General features: G+C 33.0%; 21 protein-coding genes. 15 read left to right on the plus strand and 6 right to left on the minus strand.

Annotated elements, in window-relative coordinates; translation table 11 throughout:
- Positions 1 to 257 precede the first annotated feature (257 nt).
- Genes JOD41_RS08010 through JOD41_RS08020 form a run of 3 tightly spaced genes read left to right on the plus strand, consistent with a single transcriptional unit; the run spans position 258 to position 3,745 of the window.
- Entirely contained in the window at positions 258 to 3,011 is a 2,754-nt protein-coding gene (locus JOD41_RS08010; protein WP_205052375.1) for a heavy metal translocating P-type ATPase, read from the plus strand.
- Complete coding sequence (locus JOD41_RS08015) at positions 3,008 to 3,277, plus strand: metal-sensing transcriptional repressor (protein WP_156701629.1); 270 nt, start codon at positions 3,008 to 3,010, stop codon at positions 3,275 to 3,277. The genes JOD41_RS08010 and JOD41_RS08015 overlap by 4 nt, the downstream gene beginning before the upstream one ends.
- Positions 3,278 to 3,283: 6 nt before the next feature.
- Positions 3,284 to 3,745: a hypothetical protein gene (locus tag JOD41_RS08020; RefSeq protein ID WP_205052376.1), complete on the plus strand. Its 462-nt coding sequence runs from the start codon at positions 3,284 to 3,286 to the stop codon at positions 3,743 to 3,745.
- A gap of 49 nt (positions 3,746 to 3,794) precedes the next feature.
- Here JOD41_RS08020 and JOD41_RS08025 read toward each other — a convergent pair whose 3' ends face one another.
- The gene (locus JOD41_RS08025) at positions 3,795 to 5,198 is read right to left on the minus strand and encodes a phospholipase D-like domain-containing protein (RefSeq protein WP_239541164.1); all 1,404 of its coding nucleotides are present in this window, start codon (positions 5,196 to 5,198) and stop codon (positions 3,795 to 3,797) included.
- 21 nt (positions 5,199 to 5,219) lie between these two features.
- Positions 5,220 to 5,516 (minus strand): hypothetical protein, encoded by a 297-nt coding sequence (locus tag JOD41_RS08030; RefSeq protein ID WP_205052378.1) that lies wholly within the window; start codon positions 5,514 to 5,516, stop codon positions 5,220 to 5,222.
- 249 nt (positions 5,517 to 5,765) lie between these two features.
- On the opposite strand from JOD41_RS08030, the gene JOD41_RS08035 reads away from it, so the two are divergent.
- From JOD41_RS08035 to JOD41_RS08045, 3 genes are read left to right on the plus strand one after another with little or no spacing between them, the layout of a single operon-like run.
- Positions 5,766 to 6,155, plus strand: a complete 390-nt coding sequence (locus tag JOD41_RS08035) for a GntR family transcriptional regulator (protein ID WP_205052379.1) — start codon at positions 5,766 to 5,768, stop codon at positions 6,153 to 6,155.
- Entirely contained in the window at positions 6,145 to 6,987 is an 843-nt protein-coding gene (locus tag JOD41_RS08040; RefSeq protein ID WP_205052380.1) for an ABC transporter ATP-binding protein, read from the plus strand. The genes JOD41_RS08035 and JOD41_RS08040 overlap by 11 nt, the downstream gene beginning before the upstream one ends.
- Entirely contained in the window at positions 6,984 to 7,634 is a 651-nt protein-coding gene (locus JOD41_RS08045) for an ABC-2 transporter permease (protein ID WP_205052381.1), read from the plus strand. Before JOD41_RS08040 ends, JOD41_RS08045 begins: the two co-directional genes overlap by 4 nt.
- 45 nt (positions 7,635 to 7,679) lie before the next feature.
- Here the strand turns inward: JOD41_RS08045 and JOD41_RS08050 are convergent, their stop codons facing one another.
- Together JOD41_RS08050 and JOD41_RS08055 are read right to left on the minus strand one after the other, a co-directional pair.
- Positions 7,680 to 9,524, minus strand: coding sequence for an ABC transporter ATP-binding protein (locus JOD41_RS08050; RefSeq protein WP_205052411.1), 1,845 nt, complete (start codon positions 9,522 to 9,524; stop codon positions 7,680 to 7,682).
- Positions 9,511 to 11,247, minus strand: a complete 1,737-nt coding sequence (locus tag JOD41_RS08055; protein ID WP_205052382.1) for an ABC transporter ATP-binding protein — start codon at positions 11,245 to 11,247, stop codon at positions 9,511 to 9,513. The genes JOD41_RS08050 and JOD41_RS08055 overlap by 14 nt, the downstream gene beginning before the upstream one ends.
- A gap of 165 nt (positions 11,248 to 11,412) precedes the next feature.
- On the opposite strand from JOD41_RS08055, the gene JOD41_RS08060 reads away from it, so the two are divergent.
- Together JOD41_RS08060 and JOD41_RS08065 are read left to right on the plus strand one after the other, a co-directional pair.
- Positions 11,413 to 11,652 carry a CDIF630_02480 family spore surface protein gene (locus JOD41_RS08060; protein ID WP_205052383.1) on the plus strand — a complete coding sequence of 80 codons (240 nt, stop codon included), beginning with the start codon at positions 11,413 to 11,415 and terminating at the stop codon, positions 11,650 to 11,652.
- A gap of 41 nt (positions 11,653 to 11,693) precedes the next feature.
- Positions 11,694 to 12,245, plus strand: a complete 552-nt coding sequence (locus JOD41_RS08065) for a phosphatase PAP2 family protein (RefSeq protein WP_205052384.1) — start codon at positions 11,694 to 11,696, stop codon at positions 12,243 to 12,245.
- On the opposite strand, the gene JOD41_RS08070 is transcribed toward JOD41_RS08065, so the two are convergent.
- Positions 12,219 to 12,656 (minus strand): nucleoside deaminase, encoded by a 438-nt coding sequence (locus JOD41_RS08070; protein ID WP_205052385.1) that lies wholly within the window; start codon positions 12,654 to 12,656, stop codon positions 12,219 to 12,221. The genes JOD41_RS08065 and JOD41_RS08070 overlap by 27 nt on opposite strands.
- Before the next feature lie 122 nt (positions 12,657 to 12,778).
- On the opposite strand from JOD41_RS08070, the gene selD reads away from it, so the two are divergent.
- Genes selD through JOD41_RS08095 form a run of 5 tightly spaced genes read left to right on the plus strand, consistent with a single transcriptional unit; the run spans position 12,779 to position 16,656 of the window.
- Entirely contained in the window at positions 12,779 to 13,798 is a 1,020-nt protein-coding gene (gene selD, locus JOD41_RS08075; RefSeq protein WP_205052386.1) for a selenide, water dikinase SelD, read from the plus strand.
- The gene (gene yedF / locus JOD41_RS08080) at positions 13,799 to 14,374 is read left to right on the plus strand and encodes a sulfurtransferase-like selenium metabolism protein YedF (RefSeq protein ID WP_205052387.1); all 576 of its coding nucleotides are present in this window, start codon (positions 13,799 to 13,801) and stop codon (positions 14,372 to 14,374) included.
- Positions 14,368 to 14,631 carry a putative Se/S carrier protein gene (locus tag JOD41_RS08085; protein ID WP_205052388.1) on the plus strand — a complete coding sequence of 88 codons (264 nt, stop codon included), beginning with the start codon at positions 14,368 to 14,370 and terminating at the stop codon, positions 14,629 to 14,631. The genes yedF and JOD41_RS08085 overlap by 7 nt, the downstream gene beginning before the upstream one ends.
- Positions 14,628 to 15,764, plus strand: coding sequence for an aminotransferase class V-fold PLP-dependent enzyme (locus tag JOD41_RS08090; RefSeq protein WP_205052389.1), 1,137 nt, complete (start codon positions 14,628 to 14,630; stop codon positions 15,762 to 15,764). Before JOD41_RS08085 ends, JOD41_RS08090 begins: the two co-directional genes overlap by 4 nt.
- 13 nt (positions 15,765 to 15,777) lie before the next feature.
- Positions 15,778 to 16,656, plus strand: a complete 879-nt coding sequence (locus JOD41_RS08095) for a DegV family protein (RefSeq protein WP_205052390.1) — start codon at positions 15,778 to 15,780, stop codon at positions 16,654 to 16,656.
- 46 nt (positions 16,657 to 16,702) lie between these two features.
- Here JOD41_RS08095 and JOD41_RS08100 read toward each other — a convergent pair whose 3' ends face one another.
- Positions 16,703 to 18,025 carry an MATE family efflux transporter gene (locus JOD41_RS08100; RefSeq protein WP_205052391.1) on the minus strand — a complete coding sequence of 441 codons (1,323 nt, stop codon included), beginning with the start codon at positions 18,023 to 18,025 and terminating at the stop codon, positions 16,703 to 16,705.
- A gap of 130 nt (positions 18,026 to 18,155) precedes the next feature.
- On the opposite strand from JOD41_RS08100, the gene JOD41_RS08105 reads away from it, so the two are divergent.
- A complete protein-coding gene (locus tag JOD41_RS08105) occupies positions 18,156 to 18,890 on the plus strand; it encodes a gamma-glutamyl-gamma-aminobutyrate hydrolase family protein (RefSeq protein WP_205052392.1) in 735 nt (244 codons plus the stop codon).
- Positions 18,891 to 19,417: 527 nt separating this feature from the next.
- Positions 19,418 to 20,557, plus strand: a complete 1,140-nt coding sequence (locus JOD41_RS08110) for a YibE/F family protein (protein WP_205052393.1) — start codon at positions 19,418 to 19,420, stop codon at positions 20,555 to 20,557.
- The last annotated feature ends 12 nt before the right edge of the window (positions 20,558 to 20,569 follow it).

The raw sequence follows: 20,569 nt of genomic DNA on the forward strand, positions 1-20,569 counted from the left end.
AACAAAGTGAAAACCAGCGCCTTGAGACGCTGGTTGGTATCACTCGGGCTTATAGCCCGTGATCAAACCACCCGTTTTACGGGTGGTTATGATTTGTAAAAAACTTTTTCTCATAAAAAATTATTCATACGCATAAAATTTATAAGAATTATGTGATTTTTAAAAATTTTAAGAAGTCCTATCAAAAACTTGTAATAAATTTCTTATGGTGTTATTATAATAATGAGAAACACCCCTAGGGGGGTATAGGAGGTAATATGGAAAAGAAATTTGATGTCAGTGGCATGACTTGTTCGTCTTGTGTCGCCAATGTCACAAAAGCTGTTGAAAAGCTTGATGGTGTGACAGACGCCAACGTCAACCTCATGACCAACTCAATGAAAGTATATTACGATGAAAATAAAACAAATGATGAAGAAATTATAGGAGCTGTGGAAAAAATTGGCTATGGAGCAAGCCCAGCTGGTGAGAAAGTAAAAGAAGAAGATAAACCAGTGGACGATAGGGAAAATGCCCTAAAGCACAGGCTTATCTCTTCAAGTATATTTATGATAATCCTCATGTATATTGCTATGGGGCCAATGATTCACCTGCCAACTCCAGGCATCTTTCATAGAAGAGAAGGGGCGATAATCTTTGCCTTTTCACAATTTCTATTGGCTCTTCCTGTAGTTTATATAAACAGGGATTTTTACATCTCTGGATTTAGGGGACTAAAGAATAGGGCCCCTAACATGGACAGTCTTGTTGCCATTGGTTCTCTTGCAGCCCTTGTCTATGGAATCTTTGCCATTTACATGATGGCCTATGGCTTTGGCCAAGGAGACATGGAACTTGTAGATGCCTACAGGCACAACCTGTACTTTGAGTCTTCAGCCATGATTTTAACTCTTATAACTGTTGGAAAATATTTGGAAGAAAAATCCAAGAACAAGACAAGATCATCTCTTGCAAATTTAATGGACCTTGCCCCAAAGATGGCAACAGTAATAGAAGATGGCGAAGAAGTTGTGAAGAATATTGAAGATGTAAGAGTTGGAGATATCTTGCTTGTAAGGCCTGGCGAATCTGTGGCAGTTGACGGAAAGGTCATTGAAGGTGCATCGTCCCTTGATGAATCTGCAGTGACTGGGGAGTCAATACCAGTTCAAAAATCTGTAGGCGACAGGGTAATCTCTGCTTCAATTAACACAACTGGATCTTTTAAGTTTCAGGCAGAGAAGGTTGGCGAAGACACAACTATTTCTCAAATTATAAAATTAGTTGACGAGGCCAACCAGTCCAAGGCTCCTATAGCCAAGCTTGCAGATGAAATTGCCGGGGTCTTTGTGCCAGCAGTCTTAATTATAGCTACCTTGACCTTTGGAGTTTGGATGGCTCTTGGCTATGGATTTGAAAATGCCCTTAACTTTGCAATTTCAGTCCTAGTTATTTCTTGTCCTTGTGCCTTGGGCCTTGCAACACCAGTTTCAATAATGGTGGCAACAGGTAAGTCTGCAGATTTTGGACTCCTATTTAAGAATGCAGAAGTCCTAGAAAATCTCCACAAGATTGACGTAATTGTCATGGATAAGACTGGGACAATAACTGAAGGAAAGCCAATTCTAACAGATATTGTGACAGACCTAGACCAAGATGAATTCTTAAAAATTGCTGGGTCTATAGAAAAAAATTCCCAACACCCACTTGCTTCAGCAATTATAAATTACGCACAAGAAAATGATATAGACTTAGAAGAAATCACCAACTTCAATTCAGTTAGTGGCAGGGGCCTAAATGGAGAGATTGCAGGAAATAAGTATCTTGCAGGAAACATTGAATATATGCTTGAAGAAAATATTGACCTAAAGGACTTTAAGAAAAAGGCAGAAGAACTAGCAGGAGAGGGCAAAACTTCCATGTACTTTGCCAATGAAAGTGAAGTCCTTGGTATAATTTCTGTAAAGGACCTTCCTAAGAAGTCATCAAAGGATGCAATTAAACTCCTAAGAGGAATGGGCAAAAAAATTATTATGCTAACTGGAGACAATGAAAAAACTGCAGAAGCAATTGCTGATGAAATTGGAGTTGACCAGACTCTTGCAGGACTTCTTCCACAAGATAAGAACAAGGAAATCGACAAGATCCAAAAATCTGGCAAAAAGGTCCTAATGATTGGTGACGGGATCAACGACGCCCCATCTCTTGCCAAGGCCGACATAGGCATGGCAATAGGTCATGGAACAGACGTGGCAATTGAGTCATCAGACGTAGTCCTAATGAGGTCAGACCTCTTAGATGTTGTTTCAGCTCTTGAACTTTCCAAGGCGACAATAAAAAACATCAAAGAGAATTTATTCTGGGCCTTTTTCTACAACACAATTGGAATTCCTCTTGCTGCAGGTCTTTTATTCCCAGCCTTTGGGATAAAACTTTCCCCAATGTTTGCAGCCTTTGCCATGAGTTTGTCCTCAGTCTTTGTTGTAAACAATGCCCTAAGGCTAAGAAGGTTTAAACCAAGAGGAGTGAAGAGATCCTTGGAAGAAGCAAAGTTTTCAAATGAAAAAGAAATTGTAAAAGAAGAAAATCCTATAGAAAAAAATGAAAAAATAACTAAAATAAAGGTAGAAGGCATGATGTGTGAGCACTGCGAAATAAGAGTAAGTGAAGCCCTGGAAAAAACTGGAAAGGCAAAAAATGTCCTTGCTAAGCACGAAGATGGTACAGTAAAATTTGTTGATAGTGGAATCGCTGCAGAGGAAATAAAAAAAGCAGTGGAAGAAGCAGGTTATAAAATTATAAAAAATAAAGGAGAAGATAGTATGGAAAAAATTTTAAAAGTTGAAGGAATGTCTTGCATGCACTGTGTAGCTCATGTAAAAGAAGCACTTGAAAAAGTGGAAGGCGTAAGAGAAGCTGATGTAAAGCTTGAAGAAAAAAGAGCAGAAGTAAAAATGGACAAAGAAGTTTCTGATGATGCCCTTGTAAAGGCAGTAGAAGGCGCAGGCTACTCTGCAAAAATAGAAAAATGAGAGCAGAAAAAGATGTGCAGCTGAGGAAATTAAAAACTGTCAGGGGACAAATTGATGGCCTTATAAAAATGGTAGAAGAGGACAGGTATTGCCTAGACATTTCTAACCAGCTTATGGCATCAATTTCCATCCTAAAAAATATAAATAAGGATGTCCTGACAGCCCACCTTAGGGGCTGCGTAAAAGATTCTTACTCTAAGAGCCAGGAAGAAATTGACGAGAAAATCGAAGAGATCAACACTATAATAAATAAGTTGTCAAAGTAGGTTTTTATGAAATTAAAAAAAATATTTTATTTGTTATTGGTCTTAATTTTTCTAACAGCTTGTAAGAAGGAACGAAGTCACGTGATAAAATTCTCCACTGGAGAAGTTTATAAATTTGAGTCTTTGAGCGTGGAAGTTATTGAGGACGAAGAAAAAATGACTACAAGAGAGATTTTTTCTTCTAAGGATAATGAAGAAAAGTTAAAAGAAATAATAAATCTCTTAGAAAAGTGCCAGGCTACCGATCCAGGCCATGGCTATGCTTCCATCCCAGATTATGAAAGTTTAATTATTAAACTAAGGGATAAAAATAAGGAAGACACAATTTTTATGTACGACTCAAAAAGAGATAGGAACACAAAAAAATTTCACTATTCCTTATATGGCAGGCTTGGAAAATATGATGGGGCTTGCCTCTTATCTGATGATGATTTAATTTCGGAGATAAAATATATAGTGGACAAATAAAAAAATCACGGTAGAAATATTTTTACCGTGATTTTTTGTGCTTAAAATTTTACCAAGTGCAGAGACCTGTCTTTTCTTGGATTTTCCAGAGGATTCTCATGAAAAATCTCTTTTCATAGTGATCTTCAAGAGGAAGAGTGTAGTCTCCGCCTTCGTTATTCCAAAGCCTCTTAAAATATGCTTCCATTTCTCTTGGCATATCAGAAGATTTTTCCATTTCAAGAGCCAGATTTGTCTCCAAATTATAATTGTCTAAATTTCTCCTTGTGTAGTTGGCAGAACCAAGTATTGCAAGGGGATTTTTGTCCTTGAATTTAAAGTAAATAAATTTCGTGTGGAACTGCTCGCCAGAAGTTTGATACCAGCGAATATTTATATCTTTATAGTCCTCTTTTAATTCACAGAGGGCAGGTCTATTTGGCGACCCATTTTTTTCAAGACCAAAGGCATCTTTGTTTAAATCAGCTATAATTTTTACATCTACGCCGCGTTCTGCTGCTTCGCCAAGGGCTTTTAAAATCCTAAACTCTGAAAGGTAAAACATTCCAAGATTTATTTCGTCGCCCTTTTTTGTCTCCCTTATATTTTTATAAATTTCATCAAAGATTTTTCCCTCACTAATAACTTTTAGCTTGTAAGGAGAAGCCACATCTTCTGCCTTAAAATTTTCTATTGCGTCAGGTAATTTATCAAAAAATATAGATTCAGACTTAATCAAATCTTCCATGGCCTTGCCGCGAAAGACAAGAGCGACATTAGAGTGATAAGCAGAAGGGTCGTGGGGATTTGCAGAGGCAACTATGGCTTCCTTTTCTGAAATGACAACTTTTCTGTGGTTGCCCTTAAAATTTACCAGCTTTAAAATTGACCTCACATTTACTTTTTCTCCGTCCTTGTCAAAAAAGTTTCTTATCCAGCCACTACCAGATGTGCCAAACCACTTTACATAAGCCCTATAGCCGCCAGATAAAAGAGGGTTGGAGTCACGCATCTTGTTTAAGTCAGTGACGACGAGGTCAATTCCATTTTCTCGAAGCTTCTTTAAATTATTTTCTTCATAGGCTCCATAAAAATTATTTATGGGGTCTGTTACAAATAAAATTGGCATGTCAGGATTTTCTTTTTTCTTTGCCACTAAAAGGTCTGTCATTTCTTCCACTTGATTTGGAAAGTCCATGGACTTGTCATAGTCATCATTGTAGAGGAAAAAATCAATCATTAGAAATTTTTCGGCATTTTTTATATTTTCCATCTCGCGCTTAAAAATTTCCTGCTCATGAATTCTCTTGCCACCTTTAAGATAAGTTAGGTCATATAAAAACTTGCAGTCAGCATCCTTAAAATCGCTGGATACATTGGTGCCAGGAGGATTTTTTGTATTTAAGCTGTATATAATTGGAATAAAAATAAGTAATAAAACAATTAAAATCATAATTTTCTTTTTCTTTTTCAAAATTTTCTCCAAAATTTAAAATTAGTTTCTGGGAATCAAGTCTTGAACCCTTGTCCCAGTACTTCCATAAACTCTATCAAACTCTATATTATATTTTCCTGTATCTGGATATCTAATATAATAAAAAATTTCTTCTCCATTTCTCAAATTTTCATTTTTGCTCCACTCAATACTTGGATTGTGAAGGATTTTTTCTATATTTTCTCTATCCTCTTCATTTTTTATACTTACAATTTTAGGATATTCTAAAATTTTTATCTCAGCTTTGCCAGATCCATCGTAGCCAGTGAAGTGAAACTGAATTGTAAGAGGGTCCATAGTTACATAGGCATCAGGCTTTCTTATCTTTACATTATAAAAAGTAGTAAAAAATATTATTAAAATGGCAAAAATTATAAAAGCAATATTAATTTTTTTAGAAGTTAAATCACTATTATTTTTTATAAAATAGCTCCTTTTAAATAATTATACCAAAAATTAATAGGTAACTTGTAAATAATTTTTTACAGGAAATAAATTGACAAGTGTTATAGAGTGTTATATAGTGTTATATAACAAGGAGGCATAATGAAAATTATTTTAATAAATGGTTCTGCTATTCCTCTTTATGAACAGATAAAAAATGCAATTAAAGAAAATATTTTAAAAAACAAGGTTGAAGAAGGAGAACAGCTTCCTTCTGTGAGGACTCTTTCCAAAGACTTAAAGGTAAGCATTTTGACAGTAAAAAAAGCTTACGATGAATTGGAAGAAGAGGGCTTTGTTGAATCTAGACAGGGACTTGGCACCTTTGTCGCAGCTAAAGACTCTGAAGTAAAAAGAGAAGAACTACAAAAGAAATTAGAAGAGCATTTGCAAGAGGCAATAAATTTGTCTATACAGTTAAATTTAGACAAAAAGACAATTTTAGAATTATTTGAAATTTTATACAAGGAGGGCTTGGACTATGACGAATAAAATTGAAGTTAGAAATTTGAAAAAAACTTATGACAATTTTGTTCTTGGGGAAAATTCCTTTGATATAAAAAAGGGATTTATCACTGGATTTATTGGGAAAAATGGAATGGGAAAGACAACAACAATAAAATCACTCTTGTCCTTAATAAATTATGATGGAGAAATTTTTATCGACGGCCAAGATGCAAAGGACTTAAATTATCTTCAAGATGTGGGGATAATTATGGACGATTCCTTTTTGTCAAAGGACTGGAAAATTTCCATGGTCAATGAGGCAATGAAGTGTGGCTATGAAAATTGGCAGGAAGATAAATTTTTTTCATATATCAAAAATTTTGGCATTGAAAAAAATAAAAAAGTTAAAGAGCTTTCTCGTGGAATGAAAATAAAATTAATGTTTTCAATTGCGCTTTCTCACAAGGCAAATCTTTTAATTTTAGATGAGCCAACAAGTGGACTTGACCCAAGTATGAGAGATGAGCTTACAGATATGTTAAAGGAATTTGTGGAAGATGAAAATAACACAGTGCTTTTTTCCACACATATCACTGAAGACTTGGATAGGATTGCCGATTATATAATTTTTATCGACCAAGGAAAGATTGTCGAAAACTCTAGTAAAGAAGATTTTTTGGAAAAATATTTGCTTTTAAAGGGAGGGGAAGAAGATAGAGAACTTTTAAAAGATTTTGATCTTCTTGGCATAAAATCTTCAGACACTTCCTTTGAAGTCCTTGTAAAAAATATAGATAGAGAAAAAATTCCAGATGAATTAATTGTTGAAAAACCAGATATAAATAAAATTTTAGTTTTATATGGGAGGAAAAAATGAAAGATATTAAAAAAATTATGGAATTAGATTATATTTCAATTAAGCCCTATTTCACAATAAAAAATCTTTTAATAATGGTTATACTCTATTTAGTTTACTTTTTTATGACGAAAAATCCACTAATAGCAATCTCAATGCCCCTATTATTTGCCATGATTTATTCCTCTTATCCCTTCCTTGTAGGAGATGAAGCTGGTATAGATTCACTTTACAAAATTTTTGGCATAAAGGGAGATAAAGTTGTGAAAGGAAGATATGCCTTTGCCTTAATTTTATTTATCGTATCTATAATTATAGGACTAATATTTTCCCTTGTGGCATCATTTTTTGTGAAATTCGATATAAAAATTGTCCTTCCAATTATTGGGTCTTTCTTTATAGTTTTTGTTTTTTTGATTTCTATGCAGTATCCCCTTTATTTTAAGTATGGATACAAAAAGGCAAAGACACTTTCAGCTATTAGTTTTGTGGTAATTGCCCTCTTTTCCTTCTTTAGTATGACCTTCAGGAATTCTTTAAAAAACCTACTTAATTTAATGACTAATAATAAGCTAATGAGCATTTTAATTATCCTATTTATAATTTTTGTAATAATTTCTATTTCAATAAAGCTTTCAGAAAAATTTTATAAAAATAGAGATTTCTAAAAAAGGTGTTGGAAAAAATCCAACACCTTTTTCTTTTATAAAATTTTATTCGTCGAAGCCACCTGTGTAGAGCTTGTAATAAATTCCTCTCTGTTCTAGCAAGTCTTTGTGGTCGCCTCTTTCTACAATTTCTCCATTTTGAAGAACTATTATTACATCAGAGTTCATAATTGTGGAGAGCCTGTGGGCGATTACAAAAGTAGTTCTTCCCTTCATGATTTGGTCCATGCCCTCTTGAACAATTTTTTCTGTACGAGAGTCGATGGATGATGTCGCCTCGTCTAGGATCATAACTGGCGGATTAAATATTTCTGCTCTTGCAATGGATAAAAGCTGCATTTGTCCTTCAGAAAGTTCGCCTCCAGCTCCAGTGATGAGAGTGTCGTAGCCATCTTCTAGGTTCTTTATGAAGTCGTGAGCGTTAGTCCTCTTAGCCACTTCAATAGTTTTATCCATGTCAAGGTCATCTACAGAGTAATTTATATTTTCTGCAATTGTTCCTGTGAAGAGGTGGGTGTCTTGAAGAACCATGCCAAGTGATGATCTTAGGTCCTTCTTTTTTATTCTTTTTATGTCAATGCCGTCGAAGGTAATTTCGCCATTGTCAATGTCATAAAATCTGTTAATTAAATTTGTAATTGTAGTTTTTCCTGCACCAGTTGCACCAACAAAGGCAACTTTTTGCCCTGGCTTGGCGTAGAGATTTAAATTTTTCAAAACTTTATTTTTGCCATCATAGGAAAAGTCTACATCCTTAAATCTTATGTCGCCTAAAAGTTCTCTATATTCATCTGTATTTAAGTCATGCCAAAAATATTTTTCTTTGCCATCTATATTTTTAAGAACTTTTTCAACATCGCCTGAATAATCTTCTGGCTCAACTTCCAAAAATTCAAAAATTCTTCTTGCACCTGCAAGGGCAAGGACCACAGAATTTATATTGCCGCCAATTTGTCCCATGGGACCAGTTATAGTTCTTGATAATTGCAAGAAAGATGCAACTACACCAACTGTTATGCCAAAGCCACCATGAACTGCCATTAGTCCACCAATGAGGGCAAATAAAATATATTGAAAATTTCCAATGCCAAAGATCAAGGGGAATAAAAACAAGCCCAGCCTATTGGCAATCATTGTGTTATTCATAAGTTCGTCGTTAATAACTTTAAAGTCCTCTTTTGCAACATCTTCGTGATTAAAAACTTTTACAACTTTTAGCCCGTCAATCATTTCTTCGATGTAGCCATTAGTTTTTGCAAGAGAATTTTGTTGGCTCAAAAAATAATGAGAAGACTTGCCCCCAATTACATTCATGACAAAAATCATAAGTCCCACTGTAAAAATTATTACAAGGGAAAGAGTAGCTGATTGTGAAAACATGGCAATTAAAACCATAAGTATTGTCATAAGTGATGACACAAAGGAAGGAAAGGACTGAGCAATCATGTCGCCAAGTGCCCTGACATCATTTGTGTAGTAGGACATAATGTCGCCGTGACTTTTTTTATCAAAGTAAGACACTGGAAGAGTCTGCATCTTTTTAAACATAATCTTTCTCATATCGCCAAGGGTATTTTCAGAGATGTAAACCATAAGCCTTGAATAGCTAAAGGATGAAATAACACCAATAGATAAAAATATTCCCATTTTAATTAACATGGCTAGGAGATTTGAAAAGTCTGGAGTATCCATTTTTAAAAGAGGAAGTATATAGTCATCAATTAAAAATCTCATAAATATTGAAACTGAAATTGTGGCAAGAGATGAAATTATTACCATAACAGAAACTGCAAGAAGTTTATACTTGTGTCTTTTAAAAATAAAGGACAACAATTTTTTTGCAGCTTCTTTATTTTCCTTTGATGTAATTTTTGTCCTATTCTTTTGCATCAAAATCACCGTCACTTTCTTGAGTTTCATTAATTTCTCTATAGATTGGACTTTTTTCAATTAACTCAGCGTGTTTTCCTATAGATTCAATTTCGCCAAGATCCATTACGAGAGTGTAGTCAGTATTTTTTAGGGACTTAATTTTTTGTGATATCAAAATTTTTGTCATGTCAGGTCTTAAATTATTTAGAGAAGCAATTATTTTTTCTTCAGTCTTGTTGTCAAGGGCAGAAGTTGAATCATCCATAATTAAAATTTTTGGATTCTTTAAAATAGATCTTGCAAGGGAAATTCTCTGCCTTTGTCCACCAGAAAAGTTTGTGCCGCCTCTTTGTACCATCATGTCTAAATCTTTTTCCACATCAATAAAGTCATCGCAAGAGGCAATATAAAGTGCTTCCTTTAAGTCATCGTCAGATAAATTTTCATTTGCCCACTTTAAATTTTCGCGAAGAGTTCCAGTGAAAAGTTGATTTTTTTGTAGGACAACAGAAACCTCATCTCTTAGAGAAACTAAATCGTAATTTTTAACATTTTCTCCAGCAACTATTACATTGCCACTACTAGTGTCAAAAAGTCTTGCTATTAAACTTATTAGAGTAGATTTACCAGATCCTGTTGGACCAATTATGCCCACATAATCGCCAGAATTTATTTTAAGATTTATATTTTTTAAAACAGATTTTTCTAGGTCGCCTGAATAAGAAAAGTAAACATGGTCAAAAATAATTTCTCCATCTTTTACATCTTTCACAGAATTTTCTGGGCTTACAATAGATGGTTTAGTTGCTATTACATCATTAATTCTTCTAATGGAGTTACGTGCAATTGTAATTTGAACAAGTATTATTGAAAGCATCATTAGAGAAATTTGAATTTGAATGGCATAAGTTACAAGTCCTGTAAGAGCTCCTGTAGACATATTTCCTGCCACAATAAAATGACTTCCCAGCCAAGCAATTAAAATTGTCATGAGATAAGTGGAAAAGTTCATTAGTGGATTTGAAAGGGCAAGAAGTTTTGACGCCTTGATGTAATTATTTTTTAAGTCATCAGAAATATGGTCGAATTTTTTTATTTCCTTGTCTTCTTTTACAAAGGATTTTACAACTCTTATGGCAGATAAATTTTCAGACACGTCTGTATTTAATTTGTCTGTAATTTTAAAAACTCTTTCAAAAATTGGATAGGCGCCCTTAATTATATAGCCCATGCCAAGGGCAATTAGGGGGATTATAATTACAAAGGTTGGCGCAAGTTCTCTTGAAAGCTTAAAAGACATAATAAAGCAAAAAATTAGGGTGAGAGGAGACCTTATTGCAATTCTAATTGTCATTTGAAAAGCCATTTGTACCATTTGTACATCAGTAGTCATTCTTGTTATAAGAGTTCCCCTCTTAAACTTATCCATATTTTCAAAGGAAAAATTTGTTATGTTTTGAAACATGGAGTAGCGCATATTTTTTGCAAGACCAGAGGATGCCTTTGTTGCCATATAACCTGAGATAATTCCTGTGGCAAGGGATATTCCTGCAACTACAAATAAAATAAGTCCATAGTGGATTATATTTTCACTTGAATTTTTAAGAATCCCCTCATCAATTATTTTTGTCATGAAAAAGGGAATTGCTGCGTTCATTAATACTTCTATTAAAACAAAAAAAGGCGAGAGAATAGCATACTTTTTATACTCGCCTAAATTATCGAAAATAATTTTTAACATATAACACTTCCTAAATTTTTAATATAACGCAATGTATTTACCCAAAAATATTTTGTCTAAAACTTTACTAAATTTATTATAATACTTTACTCAAATGAATTGAAATCATATCTTTTTTGTAATATTATAATAATAAGGATGTTTTATTATTAATGGAGGGATATTATGACAGACAATAAAAAAGAAAAAGATTTAATTGAAAATTCATCAACTCTTTCTGATTCAAAAAAGAAAGAAATGAAGGCAAATATGGAACAACAAAAGGAAATTAACCCAGCACATAGACCAGATTCTGATTTATATGCAAAATCAGAAGGAAAAGATCCTGAAACTGGAATTGAAATTCCAACAGATCAAGAAGTTGAAGAAGCAAAAGAATGGGTTGACAACGAAAACAGAATGTAAAATATGGCCTAGTGATAGGCCTTTTTTCATAAGAGGTGCAAATGGATAAAAAATTTTTAAATTGGCTCCTTGGCATAAGGAACGATAATTTAAATAGATATATGATTGCAATTACACACCTTGGCACTGGAGGTGCTATTTGGCTTTTTACCACCTTTATTTTATTTTACTTGGGATTTAGAGTTGAAAGCATAAATATAGCCTTGGCACTAATATTTAATGGAATAATATGCAATTTACTTTTAAAAAATATTTTGAAGAGAAAAAGGCCTTCATGGATTTCAAAGGTTGAACTTCTTATTAAAAATCCAACGGATTTCTCTTTTCCATCAGGTCACGCATCTTCATCCTTTGCCGCTGCCTTAACAATTTATTTTTATTTTAAGGGAATGGGAATATTTTTCTTATTTATTGCAACTCTTATTGCCATTTCTAGGATTTATCACTTTGTGCATTACCCTAGCGATGTAATAATTGGCGCAATACTTGGAATAGGCATTGCCATTATTACAAAAAATAATTATGACAAATTTATATTAGAATTTTTGCAAGAAAATGCAGAATTTTTATTTAGACCTCTTCCTAAGATCTGAAAAGAAATTACTAATTAAGCTTGCACATTCTCTCTCTAAGATACCAGACTCATAACTTATCTTGTGATTAGTTATGAGTTTTTCTATTTTTTGATGAGAAATAACTGCACCAAATCTTTTATTTCTTGCACCGAAATATAAATTTTTTATGCGGGCATTTAAAATTGCCCCAACACACATAAGGCAGGGCTCTAAAGTAACATAGATATCACAGCCTTCCAAGTGATAAGAATTCAAATTTTTTGATGCCATTTTTATAGCCATAATTTCTGCATGGGCGATAGGAGAGCGAAGCTCTTCTTTTTTATTGTAGCCATAACCAATTATTTTATTATTTTTTACTATGACACATCCTATAGGGACATCATCAGATAAAAGTGAGCGGCCTGCATATCGGATTGCCTTTTTCATATACTTGATTTCCATAAAAATATTATAGCAAATAAAAAATTTAATTGTAGATTAAGTAATTTACTTTGATAAAAGAATATATGAAAAATATTCTCTGTGATATAATATTTAAAGGTGATAATATGCCAGAAATAAATTTAGAACTAGAAGTTTGCGGTGGCTGCAATGAAAAAATTGGCATCAAAGATTTATCTAGCCTTTTAAAAGATTTAAATCCCTACAAGAGAAAAGAAATCACAGTTGGCTTTGATGGAAAAGACGATGCCTGTGTCTATAAAATAAATGAAGACATATCCCTAGTTGAGAGCCTGGACTTTTTTTCTACAATGGTAAAAAACCCCTACGACTTTGGAAGAATTGCATCAACAAATGCAATTTCTGATATATATGCCATGGGGGCAGAACCAAAATTTGCCCTAAATATAGTTTGCTTTCCTGAAGGAGAAAATCTTGAAATTTTAAAGGAAATTCTTCGTGGAGCTGAAGATATTTGTAGAGAAGCAGAAGTTTCTATTAGTGGAGGTCATTCCATTCACGATAGAAAAATAAAATTTGGTCAATGCGTAACTGGACTTGTGAAAAATAATGAAATTTGGAAAAATAGTGGTGCAGAAGTTGGCGATTATTTTATTCTCACAAAACCACTTGGCGTGAGCCTAGTTATGAGTGCCTATTCTGTGGGTGAAACTAGTGAAGAAAACTACATAGAAGCAATAAAAAATATGACCACTTTAAATAAATATGCAGCAGAAATTTTAAAAAAATATAAGCTTTCTTCTGTTACAGATGTTACAGGATTTGGTCTTATTGGTCATCTCGACGAGTGCACTGAAGAATCTGTAGAAATTTTTGCAGATGAAATAAATTTCTTGCCGGGAAGTTATGAAGCTGCCAGCGACTTTTTATTTACTGCAGGTGGCGAGAGAAATAGAAAGGCATTAGAAGATAAGGTTGAATTTACTTTTAATGATTTTGCCTTAGAAGAAGTCCTTTTTGATCCACAGACTTCAGGCGGACTTCTCTTTGCTGCGAAAAAAGACCAGGCAGAAAAAATTTTAGATGAAATGAAAGAAAGTGGCATCCCAGCTTTTTATGTTGGTCGAGTAATCTCAAGAGAAAATAAAAAATTTAAGGTGATATAAATGGAAATTGATGCAAGAGGATATGCTTGTCCAAGGCCAGTAATTATGACTAAAAGGGCAATTAGTGAAAACAATTTAGAAGAAGTTTTAGTAAGAGTTGATAACGAAATTGCTACAGAAAATCTAAAAAAGATGGCAGACCAATTGGGTTATAAGGCATCTGTAGTTGAAAATTCAAAGACTGATTATGAAGTTCATCTAAAAAAATCAGAAGATGGAAAAAAATCTGAAAGTGTTAGTGATGAATATGTTGTAATTTTTTCATCAGACAAACTTGGCATCGGCGAAGAAGAATTTTCCAAAAAATTAATGGAGTCCTTCACTTACGCCCTATCAGAAGAAGATAGTCATCCAAAATACATCTTGTGCTACAATTATGGAGTTCATCTAACTACAATAAATGAAAAAACTGTAGAAGATTTTAAAAAATTAGAAGAAAAGGGCACAGAAATTTTATCCTGTGGACTTTGCCTTGAAAATTATAAATTAAAGGACTCACTTAAAATTGGCGAAATAACAAATATGTATAGAATTTGTGAAATTATGACAAAATATAAAGTCGTAAAACCATGCTAGAATATTATCTTTTTACTTTTGATTCCTCAAATAAATCAATAAAGGCAGAAAGAGTTTTAAGAAAAAATAAATTAGCTGCAAGAGTAATACCAGTGCCTGAAGAATTATCCAAGGGCTGCGGCTTTGCTGTGAGGCTAGATGGAAATTTAGAAGAAGCAAAGAAATTTTTACAGGAAAAAGAAATTTATCCCGAGGGAATTTATAAATTTATAGAAGAAAAAACTTCCAGGAATATTATAAAGATTGGTGAAAAATGATTTACTTAGACAATTCATCTACAACCCTTATAAAACCAGATGTAGTGGCAAAAACTTTATATGAAGCTGTCGCCAGCAAAAAATTTTCCAATCCATCTCGTGGATTTTATGATGAGTCTATAAATTCAAGTGAAAAAGTCTATGATAGTCGAGAAATTCTTGCAGATTTTTTTGGCATTGATGATCCTCTTTCTATTGCCTTTACTGCAAATATTACAAGCTCACTAAATCTAGTCTTGTCATCTCTATTTAAGGCAGGCGACCACATTATAACAAGCCTAACAGAGCACAACTCTGTCCTAAGACCTCTCTATCAACTTGAAGATAAGGGCGTAGAACTTTCTTTTATAGATATTGACCATAATTTTAATTTAAAATTAGAGGAATTGGATAAATATTTAAAGAAGAATACAAGGGCAATAGTTATAACAGCAGAGTCCAATGTAAGTGGAGCTCTTACTGATTTAGATTATATATATGATTTTGCCATAAAACACGATCTTTTAGTAATAATTGACGGAGCACAAGCTGCAGGGACTGCGAAAATAAAATTTAATGAGAGAAAATATCCAAGGCTAATTTTTTGCCTAACAGGTCACAAGGCCCTTTTTGGTCCCAGTGGCACTGGAGCAATAATAGATTTATCAGGCGAAAAATTTAAAAATGTCTTTACTGGTGGCAGCGGTGTAAATTCCTTTGATAGATTTAATCCAGAGCTGATGCCCGATGTTTTCGAATATGGTACAATTAATTTTCACTCAATTATTGCCCTAGCTGCTGGGGTAAAATATATTGATGAAATAGGGATTGATGAAGTTTCATATAAAATTCACTCTTTAAGAAAAAAACTTTTTTATGGCATAAAAGATATTCCTGGAATAAAATTATATTCAAATGAAAAAAATTCATCTATAGTTTCCTTTAATTACAAGGACTATCCTTCATCAGAAATTTCAGAAAAATTATATAAGATGAGTAAAATTGCCTCAAGGGGAGGAATACACTGTGCACCACTTTTTCATGAGAGAGTGGGAACAAAAAATCAGGGCATAGTTAGATTATCTCTTTCCTATTTTAATAGTGAGGATGAAATAGATAAGACAATAGATACTATAAAAAAACTAAAAGATTAAAGTGGGGGGACAAATGACATTTAAAATAATATCTGATTCTTCATGCGACTTAGATAAAAATACACTAAAAGAACTTGACCTAGAAGTTTTAAAAATAAAAAGTACAGACCAAGATGGAATAGACATAAAAGAAGAGATGACCAATAAAGAAATTTACAAGGCCATGAGAGAGGGAAAATTTTTTAAAACTAGTCAAATAACTTATTATGAATACTTAAAAAAATTTGAGGAACTGGCAGAAAAGGGCATTGATTTTATTTGCATCACACTTTCATCGGGACTAAGTGGGACTTATGCTAATGCCTACATGGCAAAAAAAGAAATAGAAGAAAAGTACAATGTAAAGGTAGAAGTTATTGACTCTCTTGCAGCTTCCGTTGGCTTTGGTCAAATAACATATTTCGCAGGTCTTGCAGCAAAAAATGGTGCAAGCTACGAAGAAGTTGTTAGCCTAATAAAATTTTTGGTGGAAAAGACTAAACACATCTTTACAGTTTTCGACTTAAAATATCTTTATGAAGGCGGCAGAGTTTCTAGGACTAAGGCAAAAATTTCTAGCGTCTTAAATATTTTGCCAATTCTTGAAGTTGATGATGAGGGAAAACTTTATGTATCAGAAATTGTTCGTGGCAAAAATAAATCCTATAAAAGGATGGTGGAAATTATTTCTGAAAAATCAACATCAGATGGAAGTGACAGAGTATTCCCAGTTTATGCAGATGACAAGGAAATTTTAGAACCTCTTATTTCAAAATTAGAAAAAGAAAATTATCACAAATTTTTGCCCTTAGAGATTGGTCAAACAATAGCAGCTCATGTTGGTCCAGACATTTGTGGCTTGGGATATCTAAGTGAAAATATTCCTGAAGAATTTAAAAAATATTTAGATTAAAAAATAATATAAAAAATTAAAGGAAGTCAAATTAGACTTCCTTTTTTCATGCTCTTTCAAGTTTTGGTTTTTTTGTCATCTTCTTTAAAGAATAGAAGGCAATTAAAAATACTAAAAATTCAGATATAAAGGCTCCCAAGAATAAATATCTTGCTCCCAAAATTTTTACGCATAGGTAAATTGATAGAAATAGGGCGACAGATCCTCTCATTATATTAATTACAATAGAATATTTTGGATTTCCAATGGCAGAGGAAAGTGTTGCTATAAATAAATTGTGTCCAGCCAAGAAAAACATTAAGGCGTAAAGTCTAAGTGGTCTAATGGAAGATGAAATCATAGTTTTATTTTCCAAAAACATAGAAAATAATTTTTCTGCGCCAAAATAAGATATTGCATACATAATTATGGAAATTATAGAGATAAAGATGAAACTCATTTTTATAATTTTTAAACTTTTTTCTCGCTCTTCTGATCCATGATAGTAAGAAAGAAGAGGCAGTGTCCCGTGGCAGACTCCTTGGTAAGTTGAGTTTGCAAAGACGGAAAGATAATTTATAACTGCATAGGCAGACAAAAATTCTGGCGAGATATACTTTATTATAAATAAGTTAAAGATAAAGACAAAGCTGGCTGTGTTAAGTTCAGAAATAAATTCGCCAAAGCCATAGGCAACGGTTGTCTTTAGATAGGACAAAATTTCTTTTGTCTTCATTTTTATTTTCACAAAGCGAAGGTAGCCCTTGGCAGCTCTAAAGTGAAGGAAAAAAATGACACAAGATAAAAATTGTGCAATGCCCGTAGCAAGAGCAGCACCTCTTACTCCCATGTGAAACTTATCTATTAAAATATAATCTAAAATAATATTTGTAAGGCAGGCAGAAACTGCACCTATTATTGCAGTTCTTGGAAAGCCATCAACTTTAACAAGGACTTCAAAGGCATAGGAAATTATATAAAAGGGCGAAAAGAATACAATAACAGATAGATATTCATGAGACAGTGGAAATAAAGTTGAATTTGCTCCCAAAAATAAAATTATTTTATCCATAAAAATTATGGCAAGTGCCGCAAGAAAACCCGCAAAGGCAAGGATAAAAATAAGAATAAAAGTAAAAACTTTATTTGCCTCATCTCGATTTCCCTTGCCAAGCTCAATTCCAATAATTGTTTGAGAGCCAACGCCAGTTATAATGGCAATGGCAAAGAGAAAATTTACATAGGGAATAACTATTGTCACTGCAGATAATTCTAATTCACCTGCAAAATTTGCTACAAAAAATCCGTCCACAATTGTGTAAATTGAAAAAACCCACATAGCAATTATTGATGGGATGACAAATTTGAAAAATTGTTTATTTAAACTCATAAAACACCTCTAATCTAGTAATTATATATTAATTAATTTTTTTAGGCAATAAGCTAGTCAATAACATATTCTATTACAATTTTTATAAGTCTTTGTTATAATGAGTTTAATAAAAAAAGGGAGAAAGATTATGAAACCAATTATAGGAATTTCTGTTAATTCACTTAGGGATATTTCTCAAAATGACGTTGGACAAATTGGGGTAGAAGGCCAAGACTGGCAGCTAATAGCAGCAGACTATATTAGGGCAGTTGAAAGAAATGGTGGAATCCCAATTTTAATTCCAAACATAAAAACTATGGAAGACATGAGGACAGTTCTAGACAAGATTGACGGACTTCTTTTATCAGGCGGTCACGACGTAAACCCAAGGACTTACAACGAGAGAAACTCTGGCAAGGCTGGTAAGTTCGACAACTTAAGAGACCACGAAGAAATCTTTATGACAGAATACGCCCTTGAAAAGGACATCCCCTTCTGGGGGATATGTAGGGGACTTCAAATCTTAAACGTGACACTTGGAGGATCTATCCACCAAGATTTGCCATCAGCAGGTTTCCCAGCTCACTCTATGAGTAACTCTTTTAGAAACGAACCATCACACGAGCTAAAGGTCCTAGAAGACACTCCACTTTTTGATATCTTTAAAAGAGAAGAAATCTGGACAAACTCCTACCACCACCAAGGAATAAATGAATTGGGGAAGGGATTAAAGAAAGCTGCTCTATCAGAAGAAGGCCTAGTAGAAGCAGTTTACTTAGATGACAAAAAATTTGCCCTTGCAGTTCAATGGCATCCAGAAATGATGTACGACGACAAGGAAATGAATATGATTTTTGAAAAATTTATTGACGCTTGCAAGTAAGTTTATAAATTTTTGAGAAAATTAAGGGGTTGTTGCAAAAGACCCCTATATAGAAAAAAGACGAGGAAACATAAAAATCCTCGTCTTTTTGTAATTAGAATATCCCTGGTTAGACCAGGGGTTCAATTTAGCTTTAGCGATGAAAAACTAATAAAAAAAGACCTCCATGTTGAAATAAATTGTGGTTTACCAGAACACAAAAATAACAGGAGGTTTTTTATTTGTTTAACACCTCTATATTATTTCTTTCGTTTAGTGTAAGATTTTTATAGCTCATATTAACCTCCGTGTGTGTTTTTGTAGTTATTAACATTTTACACGAAGTTAGTATGAGTTTTTATTTTTTATTTGTATCACATTTAATTTTACAACTTATCAAATGAAAAGAGAGACTCGAATTAACGAGTCTCACCAATATTTGACATAGAGCCTTTTTATAAAAGTGATGGGATAATAAATTTTACTTTACATTAAATATATATAAAATTTACTTTTGAATGCAATAATTTTGCAGAAGGAGTGAAAGGATGAGTAAAAAAATAAAATATATTTGTAATGGGACGTTAGTTTTAATTTTAATTTTAATTTTTATTTTTTGGAAAGATGTAGACTTTGGAGATACAGTTATAGTTCAAAACGCAGTTTCTTATGAGAAGGGTAAGGTTATAAAAGTTTTAGATGAAGATACAGTTGAGAGTTATCCAAATTTAAAGACTGGATCCCAAAAAGTTTTGGTTGAAATGAAAAATAAAAGGTTTGATAAACCAATAACTATAGAAAATAATTTATTTTCGGAACATTCTGTGTACTTAAAGGAAGGTTCTAAGGTAATAGTTTATGTGGACGAACCAAAGGGGATTGAGCCATATTATACAATTTATAATTACGACAGATCTGTCCCAATAGCTATTATGTTAATTTTATTTTTAATAATGTTATATGCAATTGGAAAGTCAAAGGGGATAAAATCTGCGGCATCACTTTTTATAAGTTTATATTTAATGTTTTGTTTTATGATCCCTCTAATATATTTGGGACATTCGCCAGTATTGGTTACAATATTAACCTGTGTCTTGGGAAGTATTTATTCGGTTGTAATACTCCAAGGTTACACATTAATTGGACTTGTAAACTTAATAAGTGTGTCAGTTGGATTTATATCTGCTGCAATATGTTTTTATATTTCATCTTATTTCACACATTTAAGTGGATATAATTTAGCTGATGTAGAAGGACTCTTACTTATAAATTCAAAAACAGGTTTACAAATATATCCTCTTATGTTTGCAGGTGTTGCCATAGCAGCCTATGGAGCTTGTAAGGACGTTTCCGTTTCAATATCTTCTGCACTTCATGAGATATATGTAAAAAATCCTAAAATAACAAAAATAGAACTTTTTAAATCTGGGATGGTAATAGGAAAGGATATTATAGGTACTATGGTTGATACTTTGATATTTGCATTTTTGGGAAGCTCCATAGCTACAGTTTTAGTTTTAATATCCTATGGAGTTGATTTTAATCAATTAGTTAGTTCGGATTTTTTTGCTGTTGAACTTGTCAATTCGCTCATAGGTACAGCGGTAGTAATTATAATGGTTCCAGTTAGTGCTTATATATCAGGAGTAATCTATAAAAAAGAAAAAATCAAATTAAAAAGAAGATGAATTTACAAAATC

The sequence above is a fragment of the Peptoniphilus gorbachii genome, from assembly GCF_016908115.1.
In the GTDB taxonomy this organism is placed as follows: domain Bacteria; phylum Bacillota; class Clostridia; order Tissierellales; family Peptoniphilaceae; genus Peptoniphilus_A; species Peptoniphilus_A gorbachii.